Here is an 18,672-nt window from a genome sequence, read left to right as displayed (position 1 = left end):
CCCGGCGGGCTCCAGGGGTGGGCTCCGGCTGTGGACGGAGCAGGCCGCGGGCCTGATGGATGCTCTCGGTGTCGAGCACTACGCCGTGGTGGGCCACTCCATGGGCGGTGCCGTGGCGCTGGCGTTGGCGGCCGCGCGTCCCCAGCAGGTCACCCGTGTCGTGGCGGTCTCGACGATGGGCGCCCCCGGGGCGCCGCTGTCCGCCGAGCTCGACGCGGTCTGGGCCGCCCCCGCCGGCCCGCTCGGGGCACGAGACATGTTGAGTCGACTCGTTCTCGACCAAGCGCTCGTGACCGAGTCGGCCGTCGCTGCCCGTGCAGCTGCGATGCGAGCGGGGGCGGCCGCATTCGCGTCGTTGTTCCCTCCGCCTAGGGCACGTTGGGCCGACGAGCTCACCCTCTCGGCGCAAACGCTGGCAGGGGTCCGCGCGCCCGTGCTGCTCGTCCACGGCGCCGAGGACCGAGTCACCCCGCTCGGGACGGCAGCCCTGCCCCTGCTCGAACACCTGGCCGATGTCCGTCTGTACGTGCTCGGCCGATGCGGGCACGTGCCGGCGCTCGAGCACCCGCACGACTTCGTGCGACTCCTGTCGTGCTTCCTCGGCCGGGAACGAGGTCACTAATTGCTGCGACAGGTCCGCAGCCCGTGCTCAAGCAGATCAGCATGAAGCAGGCGTGATCCGCGCAGAAGCTAGCGCCCTCCCCGAGACCGAGCCATGACGAGGTAGTGGCCGAGGTCATCGCTCGACATGGTCGCATCGACATCCTCGTGAACAACGCCGGACGTAGCCACGTCGGTGCCGTGGAGGAAACCGGCGAGGCCGAGCCGCGGGCCCTGTTCGAGGTCCACTTCTTCGGCCCCGCCGCGCTGACCCGCGCCCGCCCTTCCCCACCTGCGGACACGGCGGTCCGGCGCGATCGTGCAGGTCAGCAGCATGGGAGGACGATTGTCGTTCGCGGGAATCCCCGCCTACAGCGCGACGAAGTTCGCGCTCGAAGGCTTCTCCGAAGCGCTACGGGCCGAGGTCGCCCATTGGGCGTAACCGTGCTCATCGTCGAGCCGGGCAACTTCCGCACCGGACTGCTCGCCGCGTCCGGCGAGAGATTGAATGAGACCGAGGGTCGCGCGCGGCGCCGGCGGGCAGCTCGCTGTCCTTGAACTGGGCCACGCCTGGCCTGGCGTGACATCGGGTCATCGCGGCGACGTGGGCATGTACGACCCTGTTGCCTAGTTCTGGTCGCGTCGGCGTGTTCGCATGATAATGATCGTTGGGGCCTGGAAGGGTGCGTTCCGGTTGAGTGTCCTGTGATCCTGCCCCCGGAATGAGGTCCTCGATGTCGATGCGCCCGCGTGCGCTGCCGGTTGAACCGCGCCGGGATTGCTGGAGGCTTTGATGTTCACCGGCTTTCGTAGAGTCGCTTTGGTTGACTTGCATGTCTTGATCCTCTGGAGAGGTCAGCCTGCCGAGGAGCTATCCCCCCGAGTTCCGTCGTAAGGTTCTGGACCTGCTCAAGGGTGGCCGGACCGTTCAGCAGGTGGCCGCGGATCTGCAGATCAGCGACCAGACGATCTACAACTGGCGCAAGCAGGACCGCATCGACGCGGGGCTCGAGCCCGGCATTACGTCTTCAGATCAGGTCGAACTGGTCGCCGCCCGGCGACGGATTGCGGAGCTGGAGGCCGAGCTGGCGGTGACCCGGCGGGCCAGTGAGCTGCTGCGAGAGGTGGTGTCCCCAAAAGGCGGTTCGAGGCCATCGCGGTGATGGCCGCCGAAGGCTTTCCGGTCCGGGTCTGCTGCCGGGTGATGGGCGTCTCGGAGTCGGGCTACTACGCCTGGCGCACTCGCCCGCCCTCAGCCAGGGCGCTGCGCCATGCCTGGCTCACTGACATGATCCGCGAGGTTCACACCGCCTCTCGAGGTGTCTACGGCGGCTGCCGGGTGCACGCCGAACTCACGCTCGGCCGCGGCATCGCGGTCGGATACGGCGCCGTCGCCATGCTGATGCATCGTGCCGGCATTAAGGGCCTGCCCGGCAACCACCGCCGGCGCCCGATTCCACAGGTGCCGACCGCGACCGACATGGTCGATCGGCTGTTCGCCAGGGGCGGGCCGAACCAGTTGTGGGTTACCGACATCACCGAACATCCGACCCGCGAAGGCAAGGTCTACTGCTGCGTCGTCTTGGACGTCTACTCCCGGCGGGTGGTCGGCTGGTCCATCGACTCGGCTCAGACCGCGGCGTTGGTGATCATCTAAACTCGCTGCTGACCAGCAGTGTTGCGACGACCGGTTGAATCCGCCCTCTCCGCGTCTATGCCCACATGATGCCCGGCTCCCATGACCGCGCCCGCAAGGCCATCGACGAGCGCCTGTTCCGCCCGCGCGCCGTCTCGGGCGATCAGGGCGCCGCAAGATAGCTACCGGAAGCGCATGAGTCGCCGGCGACGATGATCGCTCGATGGCCCGGCCCCCTTCGGCGACCGCTGATTCCGTGCCACCCTGTCCGCCGCCCTGACCCTGCTCCGCACCGGATCCGTGCCCACCCGAGGTCGAGTCGCGGCGGAAGGGCCATGCCAAGCAACACTTAAGCAGTCACTTGACTATCAGTTCGCGTAGGACGCATAGTTAAGTACATGCCTAACCATTCGGAGTCGTTGGACCGGGTGTTCCAGGCGCTGGCCGATGGGACTCGCCGGGACTTCGTGGCGCGACTGATACGCGGCCCGGCCTCGGTGAGCCAACTGGCCCAACCCCTGGCCATGTCGCTACCTGCCGTGATGCAGCACCTGCAGGTGCTGGAGGCCTGCGGCCTGGTCAGCTCCGAGAAGGTCGGCCGAGTCCGCACCTACCAGATCGACCCGCAGGTCCTGCGAACGGCCGAGGAATGGATCGCGCGCCAGCGCACCTCCTGGGATCAACGCCTCGACCGTCTGGACGACCATCTGGCAGAGCAACCACCAGAGCAGCCATCAGAACAAGGGAGCACCTCATGACTGTCACGCACGCCACCTTCACCCTCGAACGCACCTACCAGGCGGCGCCCGCCAGGGTGTTCGCCGCGTGGGCCGACCCGGCGGCCAAGGCCCGCTGGTTCTCCACCCCCACCGGCGAGCACGAACTGGACTTCAAGGTCTGTGGCCGCGAGGTCAACCGCGCCAGCCACGACGACCGGATGATGACGTTCGAGTCCTGGTATCAGGACATCGTCACCGACCGCCGCATCGTCTACACCTCGACCCTGTACGGCGAGACCGAACTCGCCACGGTGTCACTGACCAGCGTGGAGTTCGCCCCGGCGGACGGCGGGACGCTGCTGACGCTCACTGAGCAGGGCACGTTCCTCGACGGCCGGGAAGACCCCGACTGGCGGCGGCAGGGCACCAGCGAGTGGCTCGACGCGCTCGGCGCCGACCTGCGGCGCGGATGAAGAGAGGCCATCATGACAAGGACCCGCTGGCAGGTGCTCACTCTGCTGGGCACGGCGTTCTTCATGACCATTCTGGACGGCACCAGCCTGCTGTCGGCCCTGCCCTCCATCGAGCGTGACCTGGAGTTTCACGGCCCCGCGATTCAGTGGACGGTGACGGCCTACGCATTGGCCTTCAGCGGCCTGCTGTTGCTGTCCGGCAGAGTCGCCGACTTGCTGGGACGCCGCAAGGTGTTCCTGGCCGGGATGGTGCTGCGGGTGCTGTCATCGCTGCTCTGCGGGCTGGCGCCCTCTCCTGAGATGCTGGTGGCCGCCCGCGCCCTGCAGGGCGTCTCGGCGGCGATCATCGCTCCCGCCGCGCTGTCCATCGTGATGAACGCCTTCGCCGAAGGCCCGGAGCGCAACAAGGCGCTTGCTGCCTGGGGCGGGCTCGGGGGGTTCGGGGCGACCGCGGGGCTGCTGCTCGGCGGGCTCATCACTGACACGCTCGGCTGGCAGTGGGTCTTCTGGGTCAACGTCCCCGTCGGGGCGACGGTCCTGCTGCTGGCGCCGGTACTGCTTCACGAGAGCCGTACACACACACGAGGGTTCGACCTCGCCGGCGCGCTGACGATCACCCCGGCACTCGTCCTGCTGGTGTACGTCATCGTCCGGGTGCCAAGTGACGGCTGGGACGGCAGGCAGCTGGTTGTCGCAGCAGCGCTCGTCGCGTTGTTCGCGATGATCGAACGGCGTTCCGCGGCTCCGCTGCTGCCATTCCGCCTGCTGGGTTCGCGGGTGCTGGTCGGCGGGAACCTTTTACTACTGATCGCAGGGATGGCGGTCGACGGCATGCTGATCACCCTGACCTCGCACGTGCAGCAGGTGCTGGGCTGGTCTGCGGTGCAGTTCGGTCTGGCGGCCGCGACGATGACCGTGGCGTCGGTGGCGGGCGCGCTGTTCAGCCAGCGCGTGGTGACCAGGCTTGGCATACGGCTGGTAGCCGCCTCGGGAACCGTGCTGCTGGGCGGGGCCTGCCTGCTGCTCACCCGGATCTCGGCCGACGGCTCGCTCGGCCTCCTGCTCATGGCGCTGCTGGTGTTCGGCGCCGGGATGGGCACAGCGGCCGTGTGCGCGCAGATCGCCGCGCTGACCGGCGTCGCCGAGCGCGACTCGGGTCTGGCCGCCGGGCTGGCCGACACCTCCTTCGCCATCGGCACCGCGCTTGGCGTCGCCATCTGCTCCAGCGTCGCCACCGCGAGCGCGTCCGCGACCAGCGGGCCCGCAACGCTCGCCCTCACCTCCGGACACCGCACCGCGTTCGCCACCACCGCCATCATCGCCGCGACAGGCACGGTCCTCGCCCTGGCCCTACTGGGCAAGCGCGCGAACCGTTCAGATTCCAGTGGCCCCAAGCCCTGCGGCACCGGCCGCCAACCGGCATGCGCCACCACGCATTAGCATCCGGGCGCCCTCCCCGGCGATGGCCGACACCTGGTCGACCGCGCTGCCGCCGGAGATGTGTGCCGGGGCCACGGCGTACTGCGCCAGCTGACCGAGCGCGGTCGCAATCAGCGCCACGGCCCCGCCGACCGCGCGCACCTTCGAAGAGATCACGAGTGCCTCCCCTTGGAAACGGCCCCGTTCTGCGGCCGTTTCCACCATCCAGCCCGGCCTTGTCCCGGCTCCAGAGGCCCCGGTCCCTCGCCGCCGGGTGGAGGGCTGTGTTCGAGACACCTTCCCCGCCTGGATCGTCTTTCGCAGCGATGCCGGCTCGTTCTATGCCACCAGGCGCGGTGAGCGACTGACCTTCGCGGAGATCAGCGCTGGTCTCTAGCAGGCGGGATCGATCGCAGTACCTTCCGTAAAGCCCTCGTACCTGATCCTCCGTCAGCCTGTGGCGGCGAGGCGGCGGTCCGCCGTACCCGCGACGAACATGCGGCCCACCACCAGCCAGTAGACGCCGGCGATCAGACTGCCGCCGAGTTGGCTGAGGATTATCTCGAAGAGCCACAGCAGCGGCAGGATCGCGGCGACCAGCCGGGGCACGTGGCCCGTCCGCCACAGCGATACCGCCATCACGATCCCCCCGGCGAGCATGGCCAGGTTCGCGGGAATGGCGACGAAGACGAACCACGGGTAGTCCTTGCCGTGCAGGTTGGACGATGTGGCGCCGAACGCCAGCAGGACGTGGCCGACGGAGATGGTTGCGGCCCCGGGGAGGGCGGCCCTGCCCCCGTGGCGGGCCAGCGCGATCAGTCCGGGGACGAGCAGGATCAGCGAGACCGCCAACAGCCCGAGGGTGAGATGTTCCAGACCGAGCACCAAGGGGTTGGTGTCGAAGGGCTGCACGGCCTGCGACACGCCGAGGCCAGCCATGATCAGGCCGCCGGCCATCGCCGACCAGCCCGCTGCGGTGCGCCTGCGGGGCGCTGTTTCATTTGAGATCACGCTGTAACGGTAGGAAAGGGGCAGATCGCGGCGCGTCCGCCGGAAGGCGCAACCTCCTACCACGGATGGCTGACCCGGCTACCGCCACGGACTGATGCCCGGCCGTCCGCGGCGAAGTACGGTCTAGCCGTGGACCCCCTAGCCCGGCTCGCACGCGTGCCGCGCCCGTCCAGGTCGGACCTCGCGCTCGCCGGGCTGCTGGCGGTCTGGGCCGTGGCCGAGGCGCTGGTGGCGCGCCCGGACCCACTGGGTGCCGGAATCACGTTCGCATTAGTGGTGACTCTGCCGCTGATGTTCAGACGGCACGCGCCGGTGGTTGTGCTGGGGGTCGCGGTGGCCGCGCTGCTGGTCTGGGCGGCCGTCACCACCGGGCCGCCGGCGACCGTCGCGCCCTTCCCCACGATCCTCGTGTCCACATTCTCGGCCGCGTTGTACATCCGGTCCCTGCCGGTGGCGGCCCTGGCGTGGCCCTTAGCGGTCGGCGGTATGACCGGGGCGACGGCACTGCGGTTCTACGGTCCCTGGCCTGACGTGGGATCCCTCCTGATCCTGTTCTTCTTCGTCACCGGCGCGTGGACGGCGGGCAGGCTGCTGCGCCGCCGTGACATCCAGCTGCGCGCATCCGAGGAGCGTACGCGTGAGCAGGCCAGGGAGGCGGTGGCGGCCGAGCGGCTGCGGATCGCACGCGAACTGCACGACGTCGTCGCCCACTCGCTGTCGATCATCGCGGTGAACGCCGGGGCGGCGCGGGAGCTGAGCGGGCTCGACCCGGAACGGGCCCGCGACCACATGGACGCCGTGGCCGGTACGGCACGCGAGGCTCTGGCGGAGATGCGCCACGTGCTGGAGGCCCTGCGCGACGACGGCGACGACCGGCTCGCCCCGCAGCCCACCCTGGACAGGCTGCCCGAACTGGTTGAGCAGGCGAAGGCAGGCGGGCTGCCGGTACGACTGGTCGAGCAGGGAGTGCGCCCCGCGTTGCCCGCCGGGCTGGAACTGGCCGCATTCAGGATCGTCCAGGAAGCGCTTACCAACGTCCTGCGGCACGCGGGCGCGGCCGACACCGAGGTCCGGGTCGTCTACGGAGGCGCCGAACTCGGGCTGGAGGTCGTCAACGGACCCGGCGCCGCCCAGGCCCCTGCGGCCGGTGGCGGCCACGGCCTGCTCGGGATGCGTGAGCGGGCCCGCCTGTACGGCGGAGCCCTGCACGCGGGTCCCGTCACCGACGGCGGCTACGCCGTACGCATCCGACTTCCCGTGGAGCCCACGTGATCCGTGTACTGATCGCCGACGACCACGCCCTGGCCCTGTCGGGACTGTCGGCCATGCTCGACGTCCAGCCCGACATCGAGGTGGCCGGGACCGCCTCCGACGGCGTCGAGGCGGTGGCGCAGGCCAGGCGGCTGCGCCCCGATCTGGTGCTGATGGACATCCGGATGCCCAGGCTCGACGGCATCGAGGCCACCAGGCGAATCCGTGACACGCCGGGCGGCGGCCCCGCCGTACTGGTGCTCACCACCTTCGACCTCGACGAGTACGTCTACGACGCGCTGCGCGCGGGGGCGGGCGGTTTCCTGCTGAAGGACGCGCCGCCGGGACAACTCGCCGAGGCGGTCAGGACCGTCGCCGCCGGGCAGGCGCTGCTCGCCCCGGCGGTCACACGGCGGCTGATTGAGCGCTTCCTGAGCGTCCCACCCGGCCGCGGGACCGCCCTGGAGCGCCTCACCGACCGCGAATGCGAGGTCCTCGCGCACGTCGGGCGCGGCCGGTCCAACGCGGAGATCGCCGCGGCTCTCCACCTGTCCGAGGCCACCGTGAAGACGCACCTGTCCAGGGTCCTGGCCAAGGCCGGACTGCGCGACCGCGTGGCCGCCGTGGTCTTCGCCTACGAGCAGGGCCTGGTGCGGGCGGGCGAGGCCGCGCCCGGCGGATGAACACGCTTCAGCGGGACCGTCGTGGTCGTCGCAGGGGCCGGCGGTTATGTGGCGCTGCGGATGCGGCGCAGGAGGAAGTCGGCATGCTGGGTCGTCGAGGGCGTAAATCGGCTGTTTGAGCATGGGGAGATGAAACCGTCCGCCGACCATCCGGGTCACCGTAGCTGGGGACAAGGAACAACGCCAGGCTTTGCCCCACCCGACAAGGCCTGACCCCAGCGCGGACGTCGACCTGGCCATTGACCAGGCCGCCCGCCTCCGCGCCGCCGTGCTGTCCACCGAGAAGATGATCGCCGAGATCCGCAGCATGGTCGGCTCGCGCCGGCACAACGCCGGAGTCACCTACCGCGAGACGCTCATCGATATCCTCGTCCACGGCCAAGACATCGCCGTCCTGCTCGGCCACGCCCACCACATGCCCCGGGAAGCCGCGGCCGCCGCAACCACTCGAGTGCGGACGATACGGTGACCCCGCCCTTTCCGCGACGCGGAAAGGGCGGGGATTCCGACTGACCGCCACTAGGGGATCGCCAGAAGGCGACTCCCCCGGTTTCGTCACGCGCGGAGTCAGGACTGGGTCATCCGCTGCCAGCTGAACGGCCCGAACGCGTCGGCGCTCGCGGGGTGGTTCGCCTTCGTGTCAATGGTCAGCTTCAGCCACTCGAGCGGGAAGGTGCTGCCGTGCACCACCACCCGGTGGAAGTTCGGCACGTCATAACCAGGGTGCGACGACGCGACCGAGGTGCACGCGCCTGCCTCGTCGACACACGGGGCCGACGGAGACAGAGGGTTGTCGGACTTGTACACGTGGGAGTCGCCGTTGAACAACAAGACCGACTTCCCGAACTTCTTCGTGTTGGAGGCGATGCTCGCCACGAAGGGCTCGTACTCAGTCAGGTGCGCCAGAGTGTTGCCGTCCAGGTCCCACATGTCGGCCTGCGTGAAGATCACGACACTCTTGGCGCCGTCTTCCCGGGCCTGCGAGAATGCCCGGTCAAGCCAGCGCAGGTCGGCGGCCGTGCGCTCGGCGACCTCATTCTTCTGTGCGGCGCTCTGCGAGGGAGCGCCGTACCAGACATCGGTGTCGTTGTTCGAGCCGCCCGGGATGTTGAGCGTCACGAACTGGATGCCCTTCTGCTGCCACATCACGTTCTCGACGAACTTCGAGTCCGTGGGGTGCGCCCGGTCGTAGACCTGCGCCTGCGAGAGCACGTGCTGCTTACCGTTGCCGAGCGTGCTGCCGGGCTTCGAGAAGAAGATCGAGCGGACCAGGTCGAGGTTGGCGGCGGGGTTACCGCTGGCGTAATCGACCGGCTGGTGCGTGACCTGATCGAGGACATAGTTGATCTGCTGCGTGGCAGAGCTGTAGGTGCCGCCGCCCTCAGCTGCCTTGTGGCAGTCCGTCCACTCGTTGTCGCCGGGGGTGTAGACCATAGGCTTCTGGTATTTCGCCCACAGGTTGTAGACCGACTGGTCATAGACCTGCGTGCAGTACTGCTTGCCTGAGTGGATGTCGCCGACGTGTGCGATGAGGCTGACCTGTGGGTCGTTGTTGATCGAATCGACGAAGCCGGGAGTCGCCTGGAACTCGGCGGTGTCGGTGGGAGTCGTCCCATACGGGGCATCTCCATAGATGGCCAGCGTGAAGACGTGACCGTGGCTGGGTGCGGCCATCGCGGGGGACATGGTGCCCAGCGCGAGCGTCGCAGCGGCTGCCGCCAGCATCGCGGTTTTGCGCATGTGCGTCATACTCCTCAAGGAGGTCTATTTGACGCGCTAACCTTTCATGGCATTGCTGGCCAGGGCATGTCGTGAGTGTTACGCGGTGGTGTCGGGAACCTCTGAGGTCCCGCTGAGGGTCTCACTCATCGGAAGGCAGACAGTCTCCTTCGCAGAGCCTTGCTTCGCTTCACTCCGGCCAAGCGTCGAACTTCCTCAGCGAACGCCTGCATTGCGTCCTTCAGCTTTCGTTCTGCCTGCTTGTTCGGGCGACCGTCCAATTCCAATGCCGCGTTGATAAGGGCGTCGGCTGCACGCGCAAGGCGCGCATCTCCACACTGGCACGGGTGTGAAGTGCGATCAAGCGGAGTCCCACTCGCGGGCGCGCACGCCTATCACTGCCTGATCACCCCATATGCCGCTTCTCATCGGTATGTCTCCGCTGCCGTCGTTGGGTTCTGCCTGCTCGTATGACCTGCGGCGTCGTATGGCCGTGGACTTCAGCGGATGAAGGCGGAAAAGGGATCGGAGAGCTCGTGATGCGTGGGGTTGCCGCGAGCGGAGGGACCTCTGACTTCTCTCTGAATCGGCGGACGAGTGGTGCGCCCAGAGGGTCTGCAGAAATTCCATTGGAAAAGTGGCAGCCCGAGTCGACGAGAGGAGTCACGTGGCTACCACGTCCACGTACGCCAGCCGTGCCATGGCTCGCCCCCCGCAGCCCGCCGTACACTTTCCCCGCATCGTTCTCATCGTGGCCCAGTTGCTGATCTACATCGGGGCCACAGCTGTGGTGGGCCTGTGGTGGGTCGACACCACCTCAGTGGTTGGTCTCGCCGGGTGGCTGACCAACGCCGGCCGGGTCACCGGCCTGCTCGCCGGTTACGCCTGTGCGGTGCTGCTCGCGCTGATGTCCCGCTTCCCCCTGTTGGAACGGGGTGTCGGCTCAGACCGCCTCGCCCGCTGGCACGCGCTTGGCGGCCGTTACACCATCTCGCTCACGCTCGCCCACACGCTGCTGATCATCCTCGGTTCCGCGGCGAGCGCCCACATCAGCGTCGTCAGTCAGACCACCACGCTCGTCCTCACTTATCCCGACATGCTCACGGCCACTGCGGGCTTCCTGCTCCTGGTCGCTGCCGGGATCGTCTCGGCTCGCGCCGCGCGCCGCCGACTGCGCTACGAGACCTGGCACTACCTGCACTTCACCACGTATCTCGCCATTTTCCTGGCCTTCTCCCACCCGCTCTCCAACGGCGCCGACTTCGTCCTACACCGCCCTGTCCAGCTCGCCTGGTACGCCATCTACATCGGCGTGGCAGCGTTGCTGGTCTGGTACCGCTTCCTCACCCCGGTGCGGCGGGCGCTACGGCACCGGCTGACCGTGGCCGAGGTGCGGCCCGAGGCACCCGGCGTGGTGTCGGTCTTCATGACCGGGCGGCACCTGGACGAGCTGGGCGCCGAGCCCGGCCAGTTCTTCCGCTGGCGTTTCCTCGCCCCTGGGATGTGGTGGACGGCGAACCCATACTCGCTGTCCGCGCCGCCGAACCGGAACTTCCTGCGGATCACCGTGAAGGCCGTCGGCGGCCACAGCGAAGCGCTGGCCAGGATCCGGCCCGGCACTCGGGTGTGGGCTGAGGGGCCGTACGGCGCCTTCACGGCGGCCCGACGCACGGCGCGCAGGGTCCTGCTGCTGGGAGGCGGCGTCGGCATCACCCCGCTGCGTGCTCTCTTCGAGACGCTGCCCGGCGAGGTCACTGTTGTGTACCGGGCGCGTCGGCCGGAGGACCTGGCGCTCTGGCAGGAGCTCGACGCCATCGCTGCCGATCGCGGCGCGACCGTGCACTACGTGGTCGACGAACCTGTCGAGTACTCCTCGCCACTCACCGCGGCTGGACTGGTCTCCCTCGTGTCGGACATCGCCAAGCGCGACGTCTACCTGTGCGGCCCGCCGGGAATGACGGCCGCGGCCATACCGGCGCTGCGCCGGGCCGGGGTGCCGCGCCGCCGCATCCACCATGAGTCGTTCGCGTTCTGAGCGGTCCCGGATCCCCAAAGGAGCACTCCATGGCAATGCGCCGTGCCGCCGTTCTGACCACATCAAGCGCCGCGGGCCTAATCCTGCTGCTGGCCCTGAAACCGCAACATAGCGTCCTGCCGGTGCTGACCGCTTCCCCCGGCGGCGCCGCAGTCTCCTCGCCCGAGCCGAACTCCAGCCGGTCGGGTAAGTCCAGCAAGTCCGTCAAATCCAGCACGCACCAGCGCGGAAGCAGCAGGGGCGGCGCCACCGGCACCTACACCGGTGACGTCGAGCAGACCCCGTTCGGCCCGGTCGAGGTCGCCGTCACCCTCTCCCACGGCATGCTGACCAAAGTCCAAACGCTGCAGACCCCGAACGATGCCGGGCAAAGCCGCGCGATCGCCGCATACGCGGTGCCCATCCTGACCCGGGAGGCGCTGGCCGCGCACAGCGCGCACATCGATGCCGTGTCCGGCGCCTCCTACACCAGCGAGGGCTACATCCACTCCCTCCAGGTCGCCCTGGACAAGGCCCGTGCCTGAGATGTCCACGTTGCGGACAAGGCTTCCGGTAGGTCTGCTGGCGGCCTGGTCCCGGGGGGCCGCCAGGGCGCATCATGTGGACGGCTTTCGCCCTGATCAATGGGGATGGGGCTGTCTGCCCCTCCTGGTCACCACGTTCGAGCCGCGGTCGAGACGACCGAACGCCTCACCGACCGCGATCACGGCCGTGACGGTCGAGCTGATCGTCCGACTCCATGGATCGCAACAGATCCGGACCCCCGGCCTCGATCTGCCGCGCCGGCCACGCGGCAGGGTCCACTGTCGTTCACGGCCATCGCTTTCTTCTCCTTCGATCTTGATGTCGCAATCACGAAGGATCACGCGATGGCCGTCCTCATTTCACGACGCCACGCCTCTACCAGCGGAAACTCTTACACCACACCCGTGGACGCAACCAGCGCCCGGTCCCTCACCGGCTCGGTTACACGCAACCTACAAAGCGGCGCCTGCTCCTGTCGGCTGGGCCGTCGTTGTGGCAGCCTGCCCCAATGGCCTATTCGCCCCCCTATGCAGCGGCCCCCCGCTCGGCACGGCCGTGGTGTGCAATCCTTGCGGTCATCGCCGCCCTAGTGTTACTGGTGAGCGGATGCGGAGTGACGGCCGCCTGGTGGTTCGGGGCGTTCACCGACCACGGACGATTCCACCGGGTGGACGCCTGCCCGCTGATGCCGCCGGACACGCTTCGGCACCTGGTATGGGACCCGGTGCCCGACCGCGATGGTGAATCGCACCCGCCGCGCACGCTTCTGGGCCTGGGCGGCGGCGACCTGACCGCAGTCTGCAAGTGGTCCAGCTTGATCGCCGGCCGCGACGCCCCGTTCCGTACGGTCCGCGTGTACGCCGAGACCCGCACCGCCGATCCCCCGTACCAGGGCGCCACCCAGCGCGCTCGCGAGCTGTTCGCTACATGGCGGCGCGGCGCGGGCCCCCAATCGGGCGCGCGGGACGAGCCTGGCCTGGCCGAAGAGGGATTCAGCCTCGTCGACCATATGAGCATCCAGATCGTGTTCGCTCGCACCGACATCTACGACATACACGCCAAGTTCCGGACCTCCAACCTGATGGTCGACCTGTCGGCCCGTACCCACACTCGTCCCTCAGCGGAGCTCCGTGCACAGCTGGTCGCGACGGCCCGGCAGATTGCAGACCGCCTGCGCTGATCATCGTTCGCATTGTGTCCCGCGCACCTAATTGGGTGGTTCTTCAGTCCCGTTCCGGCGCAATGTGCTCTGTGTCATATTGCTCACTGACACGTGCGGTCGTGGGGTCAGCGGGCGTTGGCGTCCGCGAGGGACGCGTGCCATTGCGGGATCCGTACTGAGGACGGTCTGTCGGTCGACCGGTGCTTGTCAAACCTCGTGAGAGACGTCAGGCTGCTTGATCTGGCTTGGAGTTCTCTATCTCCTTCGATGGCTCATTGGTCCACACCGCGTTCCATCCGGACGGCGACTCCGTCGAGAATCAACTCCAGCCCAAGTGAGAAGTCCGCGTCGGCGACCGTCTCGTCGGGAGTGTCCGATGGCGGCGCCTGGAACAGTGTCGAAGAGAGCCGAACATGGTCATCCGTTCGGGAGCCAGATGACCATCACGTGGCCGGCGCCGCACAGGTGTCGGCCACGCACGCCAGCCCGGCACGGTTGGCACCTGGGCTTCACATGAGGATGAACGGCCCCAGTGCCATCCGTCTTAGGGAAGGCTCGCTCGACGCGCGTACCTCACCATGGCGGAGAGGGGATGGCACCCTCCTCTTGGATCGAGTTCCCACCGTCGACCACGAAGACCTGACCGGTGATGTAGCTCGCCTCTGGAGACGCGAGAAAGGCCACCAGGCCGGCTACCTCTTCAGCGGTGCCCGACCGGCCCAACGGTGTGGCCGCGCCCAGCATCAGCTCTCGGTCGGTGGAGGAGCCTGTCGCGATCCACCCGGGAGCCACTGCGTTGACGGTCACGCCCCGCTTCGCCACTTCGATCGCCACGCTGCGGGTGAGGCCGACGACTCCGGCCTTGGCCGCGTGGTAGGCGCTGTCGCCGCTGAAGGCGAGGACCGGTCCGGAAACCGAGGCCATATTGACGATCCGGCCGTAGCCGCCGGCCAACATGGGCTCCAGCGCCGCCCGGGTCATGAAGAACGCGGTGTCCAGGTTGCGGGCGATCGACCGTCTCCACTGGTCGTCGGAAAGCCGGCCGATGTCCGCCGAGTCGTCGGGGTCGCTCACCGAGGTCATGCCCGCGTTGTTGATCAGCACGTCCAGCCGGCCGTACCGTTCGGTGGCCAGGCGGACCAGTTCGCCGGCGGCGCTGGGGTCGGTGAGGTCCGCGGCGAGACCCACCGCGTCGGCGCCATGCTCCCGCAACTCGGCGGCGCGTTCGTGAATGCGCTCCGTGGTGGAGGTCAGCACCACGCGCATCCCGTCCGCAACGAGCCGCTGTGCGCAGGCGAAGCCGATACCGTCGGCGCTGCCTGCGCCGGTGACGACGGCGACCGGCCGCGGCTGTGCTGTGGAAGGTTTCATCGTCCAAAACGTCCTTGATCGCATCACGATGCCCAGCTCGGCGCCGACCCATTCGGCATCCCGGCTTTGCATCATTGCACTGGCGCCGCCCGCTCAAAGGGGCAGGACTGCTCCTTCCGGGAGGTACACCGCATCGTCACCATCGCATCCCTCACACCGCACCTCCCGCAGGGATGGTGAGGTGCCGGACGCGTGGACCCGTGCAACCCCGGCACAGAGCGAAGCACCCGCCAAGGCGGGCTGTTCCACAATCCCCACACAACCGAACCAGCCACCACGGCAGACAACATGCTCGTGGCGCCACCGACCTCGACAGTCGTCAACGGCTCGTTATCTCGCAGCGAGCCGGCGATTGCCGATACTGGCGTGACCGTCGCGGAGGGGCTGGCGACCACCTGAACATGGGACCGGTCAAGTTGGCGGGGCTGCTGCAAAGCCAGCCGTCCGCTCGAATCACCGGTGGCCGGCGGTGAGCACGCGTAGCTTGGCCAAGGCGTCGTCAGCGGGACTGCCTGGCACAGCTTCAGCGACGAAGATACGCAGGCCGGGAGCGCTGTCGATACGCAACGTCTCAAGTGAAAAGGTCATCTCACCAACTTCGCTGCGGTGCAAGCGTATGAGTCCCTCGTTCCTGCCACGTACATCGTGGCGAGCCCAGAGTCGGCGAAAGTCCTCACTTTCACGTGAGAGCTCGTCAACCAGTTCGAGCAAGTATGGATCGTCGCGGTCTACTCCCGCCACGGCACGCAGGTGAGCCACATTCGCAGCCGCTTCCTCTTCCCAGTCCACCCAGAACTCGCGTGCCACAGGGTTGAGGAAGGCCAATCTGATCAGGTTGTCGGTGTACTCCAGCCCATTGAAGAGAGCAGCTGCCACTCGGTTTTTGGCCAGAATGTCCAACCTATGGTTCACCACGAACACCGACGCATCGTCCCATTTCTCGATGAACCGCAATACACGCAGGCTGACCTGATCGGCGAGGGGAACGACTCTTTTCCCGCACGCTCCCGGGTGCGCAAGCTTGTACAAGTACTCAGTAGCGTCGGGGCCGAGCTGGAAGGCCTGGGCCAAGGCGGCAAGCACCTGGGTCGACGGGTTGCCGTCACGTCCCTGCTCCAGCCGGGTGTAGTAGTCGGCGCTCAGGCCGGCCAGCATCGCGATCTCCTCGCGGCGCAACCCCGGAGTCCGGCGACGGTCGCCTACACACGTCAGCCCCACCTGATCAACCGTCATGAACCGGCGCCGAGCGCGAAGGAACTCACCAAGAAGACTGCTCATATCACGCATACTAGGAAATATCGGGTCAAAAATAGGCAAACAGACCGCACCTAAGGGTGTCCCGACCGCCCATATGCAAGGCTCCGGAGCGCAAGTTGTCCCGCATCGTGCCCTACGGTGCGACCATCCTCGCGACTGTGCAGCCTCATCGCGGCCCCTTCGCGGGCCCGGATGGGTCCTCCCCGAACTGGCAGCGGGCGTCGCTCCGGCGGAAGAGCGCGCCAAGGCACTGCGCCACCTGGACGGATGCGGGCGATGCCACCGCGAGCTGGAAGCACACACCGGGCTGATCGACGAACTGCTCCAACTCGTCCCGGAACGTCAGCCACCCGCCGGCTTCGAGTCCTCCGTACTGAAGCCCATGCTGCGCCGAAGACGACCCCGGCGCCTGCGCAACGCGATTCTCCTGGCCGCCTCGATCATTCTCGTCGCAGCGCTGTCCGGGGGCGCGGTCTGGCACCAGACCGAGAGCGACCGCCGGGTACGCCTACCGCAGGACGCTCGCCGTCGCACACGGCCAGTACTTGGGCGCCGTTCCCGTGGTCGGGGAGGCCACCGCGGCACCGGAGGGGTACGTCTTCGCCTACCAGGGATCGCCCACGTGGGTGCTCGTCACGATGACGGCGGCACGCCGCCCGGATGCGTACGAGGTCGATCTCACCACCCGCGATGGCCGCAAGGTCAAGTTGGGCAACATGACCGTACAGGACGGCCGAGGAACATGGGGTGCGACCATACCGGTCGCCGTCCACGACATCCTCGTCCTGCGGTTCCACACCCCCGGCCGCGACCTCCTCGCGCGCTTCAGCTGAGACGCGGACGGGGCCAGCACTGCCAGAGGAAGGCCGCGCGGAGCTGCTTCCGGGAACATCGGGGTCGATCGAAAAGGGGTTGCACGGCGCTGCCCAAGTGGTCATCACGGCCCGCACTCAGGGCCCCTAACAAAATGGGCGGTATGAGATTGTCAGTTGATCAATCGCCAGACTGGATGATCGCTGGGTAAGGACGCATCGAGATGACGATGTCAATACCTCTCTGGTTTCGCTCTGTCGAGACGTGATGCAGACGCGGCGGCTGGGTCCGCCGCGTCATCGTCGGTGGTGTGAATCTTCGCCTCGTACGTGTATCAGCGCTGGCGGCTGCGGCCGCGGCCCTCGTCGCGACGGCCGTATCGACCGCGCTTCCCGATCTGCCCGCCGACGTCGACTACACCAGGGGTTTCTGTCCACCGTGGATGACGGTCACAGCGGCCCTCCTGGCGATGGTCGCCGTGGCGCTGGCCGTACGGGAACATCGTGGAGCACTGGTCGCCGGATGGGTCGCCGCCGTGCTCCTGCTCTGGTCGGCCGGAGGGGTCGTCCTCGACGTCTTCCGCGCGTTCTTCTGGATCACTGGCATTCCCGCGGGGACGTTCTCACAGGTGGACTGGCCCGGGATGCTCACCCGGTCGATCAGTCTGATGGCCGCGGCGCTGATCGTGGCACTCATGCTTCCCGGAACCCAGGTGCCGGGCCGGCCGTGGTTCGGCTACGCCGCGTTCGCGCTGGCCTTCCCGTATCCGCTGGCCAAGATCTACTGGTGGCTTGGCGGCACGGTCGGCCGCCCGGAGATCTACCAGGAGGGCTTTCCGATCGGCGAGTTGATCATGCTGGCGGTGGGAGCCGCGGGATCGCTCGCCCTCGCGCGAAGCTGGGGGCGGCGATTGCCGCGGAGGATCATCCTCGCCGGCGGCTGGACCGCGACCGCGACACTGACCACGATGGGGATCATGTCCGTTTTTGGCGCTCTGTCCCAGGCTCTCCGACTGACAGACGGCCCCGTCCGGTTCGACGACGCCGGCAACGTGCTCACCGTGGGTTTCGTCTACGGCAGTTGGCTGCTGTACGGACTCGCCCTGGGCGCGGCAACGCTGGTCTACCAGCGAGCCACACGGCTGGAGCGCTGAATGGACCCATCGAAGTCGGTGTCGGGGATGCTTGTGGTCGGTTCCCTCGGTTGTGCTGGCGGTCATGCCGCCGTCTTTGGTAGGGACCCCCGGTCGTGCAGGCTGGGCCAAGGAGGCCCCTCCAGGTATGGTCTCGGTGCCATCGTTCGGCATGAGAGTAGGCTAAAAGGGTTCCGCAGCTCGGCGAGAACAGGGACTCATTCCCAGCCATCTAGGTCACGGCAGCACGATCGGAATCGATCATGGCGGCGACAGACGGTAACGAGCCAGCGCACGAAGCGTCCGGCGATGCGCAAATGCCCGAGACGGCACCCAATGAAAGCGGAGACTCCTCTTCTGGTGCCCCCGGAGCATCTGGCGGCGGGGCCTCTGGTGGAGACTCCTCCGGCGGTTCCGGTTACACCGGCGGCGGTGGGACGTTCGGTGGTGGGGGCTCGACCGACGACTACGGCCCACCTGGGCCGTCACCCGCAGGACCGCCACCGGGGCCACCACCGCCGGAACCGCCCGCACCGCCACCAGGACCACCGCCCCCGGGACCGCCGGAACCCAACGAAAGCGGAGACTCCTCTTCTGGTGCCCCCGGAGCATCTGGCGGCGGGGCCTCTGGTGGAGACTCCTCCGGCGACTCCGGTTACACCGGCGGCGGCGGTACGGGCGGTGGTGGGGGCTCGACTGACGACTACGGCCCACCTGGGCCGTCACCCGCAGGACCGCCACCGGGGCCACCACCGCCGGAACCGCCCGCACCGCCACCCCCGGGACCGCCCGCACCACCACCAACACCGCCCGCACCGCCACCAACACCGCCACCTGGACCGCGAGAACCACCAGGACCGCCACCG

At 68.0% G+C, this 18,672-nt stretch carries 19 protein-coding genes and 1 pseudogene; 16 read left to right on the top strand and 4 right to left on the bottom strand.

The annotated features are described in order from the left end of the window. The 8 genes and pseudogenes from Pph01_RS02875 to Pph01_RS02840 form a co-directional block, all read left to right on the top strand. Window positions 1-622 (top strand): alpha/beta fold hydrolase (locus Pph01_RS02875; protein WP_204071340.1); only part of this gene is annotated, 622 nt, incomplete at its 5' end. Between the two features lie 104 nt (window positions 623-726). After that, a pseudogene (locus Pph01_RS43615) lies at window positions 727-819 on the top strand (short-chain dehydrogenase/reductase); the annotation flags it as partial. Window positions 820-934: 115 nt separating this feature from the next. Beyond that, window positions 935-1,042 carry an SDR family NAD(P)-dependent oxidoreductase gene (locus Pph01_RS43230; RefSeq protein ID WP_275412790.1) on the top strand — a complete coding sequence of 36 codons (108 nt, stop codon included), beginning with the start codon at window positions 935-937 and terminating at the stop codon, window positions 1,040-1,042. A gap of 418 nt (window positions 1,043-1,460) precedes the next feature. After that, entirely contained in the window at window positions 1,461-1,763 is a 303-nt protein-coding gene (locus tag Pph01_RS02860) for a transposase (RefSeq protein ID WP_204071342.1), read from the top strand. Next, window positions 1,763-2,257, top strand: coding sequence for a DDE-type integrase/transposase/recombinase (locus tag Pph01_RS02855; RefSeq protein ID WP_204071338.1), 495 nt, complete (start codon window positions 1,763-1,765; stop codon window positions 2,255-2,257). The genes Pph01_RS02860 and Pph01_RS02855 overlap by 1 nt, the downstream gene beginning before the upstream one ends. Before the next feature lie 377 nt (window positions 2,258-2,634). Continuing rightward, entirely contained in the window at window positions 2,635-2,994 is a 360-nt protein-coding gene (locus Pph01_RS02850; RefSeq protein WP_204071337.1) for an ArsR/SmtB family transcription factor, read from the top strand. Beyond that, complete coding sequence (locus Pph01_RS02845; protein WP_204071336.1) at window positions 2,991-3,428, top strand: SRPBCC domain-containing protein; 438 nt, start codon at window positions 2,991-2,993, stop codon at window positions 3,426-3,428. Before Pph01_RS02850 ends, Pph01_RS02845 begins: the two co-directional genes overlap by 4 nt. A 12-nt stretch (window positions 3,429-3,440) precedes the next feature. Continuing rightward, window positions 3,441-4,868 carry an MFS transporter gene (locus tag Pph01_RS02840; RefSeq protein WP_204071335.1) on the top strand — a complete coding sequence of 476 codons (1,428 nt, stop codon included), beginning with the start codon at window positions 3,441-3,443 and terminating at the stop codon, window positions 4,866-4,868. Window positions 4,869-5,297: 429 nt separating this feature from the next. On the opposite strand, the gene Pph01_RS02835 is transcribed toward Pph01_RS02840, so the two are convergent. Continuing rightward, entirely contained in the window at window positions 5,298-5,858 is a 561-nt protein-coding gene (locus Pph01_RS02835; RefSeq protein WP_204071334.1) for a hypothetical protein, read from the bottom strand. Between the two features lie 129 nt (window positions 5,859-5,987). On the opposite strand from Pph01_RS02835, the gene Pph01_RS02830 reads away from it, so the two are divergent. The 3 genes from Pph01_RS02830 (at window position 5,988) to Pph01_RS02820 (ending at window position 8,261) form a co-directional block, all read left to right on the top strand. Further along, complete coding sequence (locus tag Pph01_RS02830) at window positions 5,988-7,130, top strand: sensor histidine kinase (protein WP_204071333.1); 1,143 nt, start codon at window positions 5,988-5,990, stop codon at window positions 7,128-7,130. After that, entirely contained in the window at window positions 7,127-7,792 is a 666-nt protein-coding gene (locus tag Pph01_RS02825; RefSeq protein WP_204071332.1) for a response regulator, read from the top strand. Before Pph01_RS02830 ends, Pph01_RS02825 begins: the two co-directional genes overlap by 4 nt. A 190-nt stretch (window positions 7,793-7,982) precedes the next feature. Then, a complete protein-coding gene (locus Pph01_RS02820) occupies window positions 7,983-8,261 on the top strand; it encodes a hypothetical protein (RefSeq protein ID WP_204071331.1) in 279 nt (92 codons plus the stop codon). 98 nt (window positions 8,262-8,359) lie between these two features. Here Pph01_RS02820 and Pph01_RS02815 read toward each other — a convergent pair whose 3' ends face one another. Further along, window positions 8,360-9,532 carry a hypothetical protein gene (locus tag Pph01_RS02815; RefSeq protein ID WP_204071330.1) on the bottom strand — a complete coding sequence of 391 codons (1,173 nt, stop codon included), beginning with the start codon at window positions 9,530-9,532 and terminating at the stop codon, window positions 8,360-8,362. Between the two features lie 646 nt (window positions 9,533-10,178). Between Pph01_RS02815 and Pph01_RS02810 the strand changes: the two genes are divergently transcribed. From Pph01_RS02810 to Pph01_RS02800, 3 genes are all read left to right on the top strand, one after another. Further along, a complete protein-coding gene (locus tag Pph01_RS02810; protein ID WP_239116388.1) occupies window positions 10,179-11,546 on the top strand; it encodes a ferredoxin reductase family protein in 1,368 nt (455 codons plus the stop codon). Window positions 11,547-11,575: 29 nt separating this feature from the next. Further along, complete coding sequence (locus tag Pph01_RS02805) at window positions 11,576-12,070, top strand: FMN-binding protein (protein WP_204071329.1); 495 nt, start codon at window positions 11,576-11,578, stop codon at window positions 12,068-12,070. 599 nt (window positions 12,071-12,669) lie between these two features. Beyond that, window positions 12,670-13,251: a hypothetical protein gene (locus tag Pph01_RS02800; protein WP_204071328.1), complete on the top strand. Its 582-nt coding sequence runs from the start codon at window positions 12,670-12,672 to the stop codon at window positions 13,249-13,251. A 555-nt stretch (window positions 13,252-13,806) separates the two neighbouring features. Here the strand turns inward: Pph01_RS02800 and Pph01_RS02795 are convergent. Continuing rightward, window positions 13,807-14,604, bottom strand: a complete 798-nt coding sequence (locus Pph01_RS02795; protein ID WP_204071327.1) for an SDR family NAD(P)-dependent oxidoreductase — start codon at window positions 14,602-14,604, stop codon at window positions 13,807-13,809. Window positions 14,605-15,057: 453 nt separating this feature from the next. Continuing rightward, window positions 15,058-15,882 carry a helix-turn-helix transcriptional regulator gene (locus Pph01_RS02790; RefSeq protein WP_204071326.1) on the bottom strand — a complete coding sequence of 275 codons (825 nt, stop codon included), beginning with the start codon at window positions 15,880-15,882 and terminating at the stop codon, window positions 15,058-15,060. Between the two features lie 524 nt (window positions 15,883-16,406). Here Pph01_RS02790 and Pph01_RS02785 point away from each other — a divergent pair. Continuing rightward, a complete protein-coding gene (locus tag Pph01_RS02785; RefSeq protein ID WP_204071325.1) occupies window positions 16,407-16,694 on the top strand; it encodes a hypothetical protein in 288 nt (95 codons plus the stop codon). A gap of 290 nt (window positions 16,695-16,984) precedes the next feature. Next, window positions 16,985-17,827 carry a hypothetical protein gene (locus Pph01_RS02780; RefSeq protein ID WP_204071324.1) on the top strand — a complete coding sequence of 281 codons (843 nt, stop codon included), beginning with the start codon at window positions 16,985-16,987 and terminating at the stop codon, window positions 17,825-17,827. Window positions 17,828-18,672 lie beyond the last annotated feature (845 nt).

Origin of the sequence: Planotetraspora phitsanulokensis, from assembly GCF_016863295.1 — a bacterium.
Taxonomy (GTDB): domain Bacteria; phylum Actinomycetota; class Actinomycetes; order Streptosporangiales; family Streptosporangiaceae; genus Planotetraspora; species Planotetraspora phitsanulokensis.
This window is presented reverse-complemented; position numbering and strand designations above follow the sequence as displayed.

Bases quoted from the DNA above. Each gene is read 5' to 3' on its own strand.
- Pph01_RS02855 (WP_204071338.1), top strand. From the start codon at position 1,763: ATGGCCGCCGAAGGCTTTCCGGTCCGGGTCTGCTGCCGGGTGATGGGC.
- Pph01_RS02795 (WP_204071327.1), bottom strand. From the start codon at position 14,604: ATGAAACCTTCCACAGCACAGCCGCGGCCGGTCGCCGTCGTCACCGGC.
- Pph01_RS02840 (WP_204071335.1), top strand. From the start codon at position 3,441: ATGACAAGGACCCGCTGGCAGGTGCTCACTCTGCTGGGCACGGCGTTC.
- Pph01_RS02815 (WP_204071330.1), bottom strand. From the start codon at position 9,532: ATGCGCAAAACCGCGATGCTGGCGGCAGCCGCTGCGACGCTCGCGCTG.
- Pph01_RS02850 (WP_204071337.1), top strand. From the start codon at position 2,635: ATGCCTAACCATTCGGAGTCGTTGGACCGGGTGTTCCAGGCGCTGGCC.
- Pph01_RS02805 (WP_204071329.1), top strand. From the start codon at position 11,576: ATGGCAATGCGCCGTGCCGCCGTTCTGACCACATCAAGCGCCGCGGGC.
- Pph01_RS43230 (WP_275412790.1), top strand. From the start codon at position 935: ATGGGAGGACGATTGTCGTTCGCGGGAATCCCCGCCTACAGCGCGACG.
- Pph01_RS02790 (WP_204071326.1), bottom strand. From the start codon at position 15,882: ATGAGCAGTCTTCTTGGTGAGTTCCTTCGCGCTCGGCGCCGGTTCATG.
- Pph01_RS02845 (WP_204071336.1), top strand. From the start codon at position 2,991: ATGACTGTCACGCACGCCACCTTCACCCTCGAACGCACCTACCAGGCG.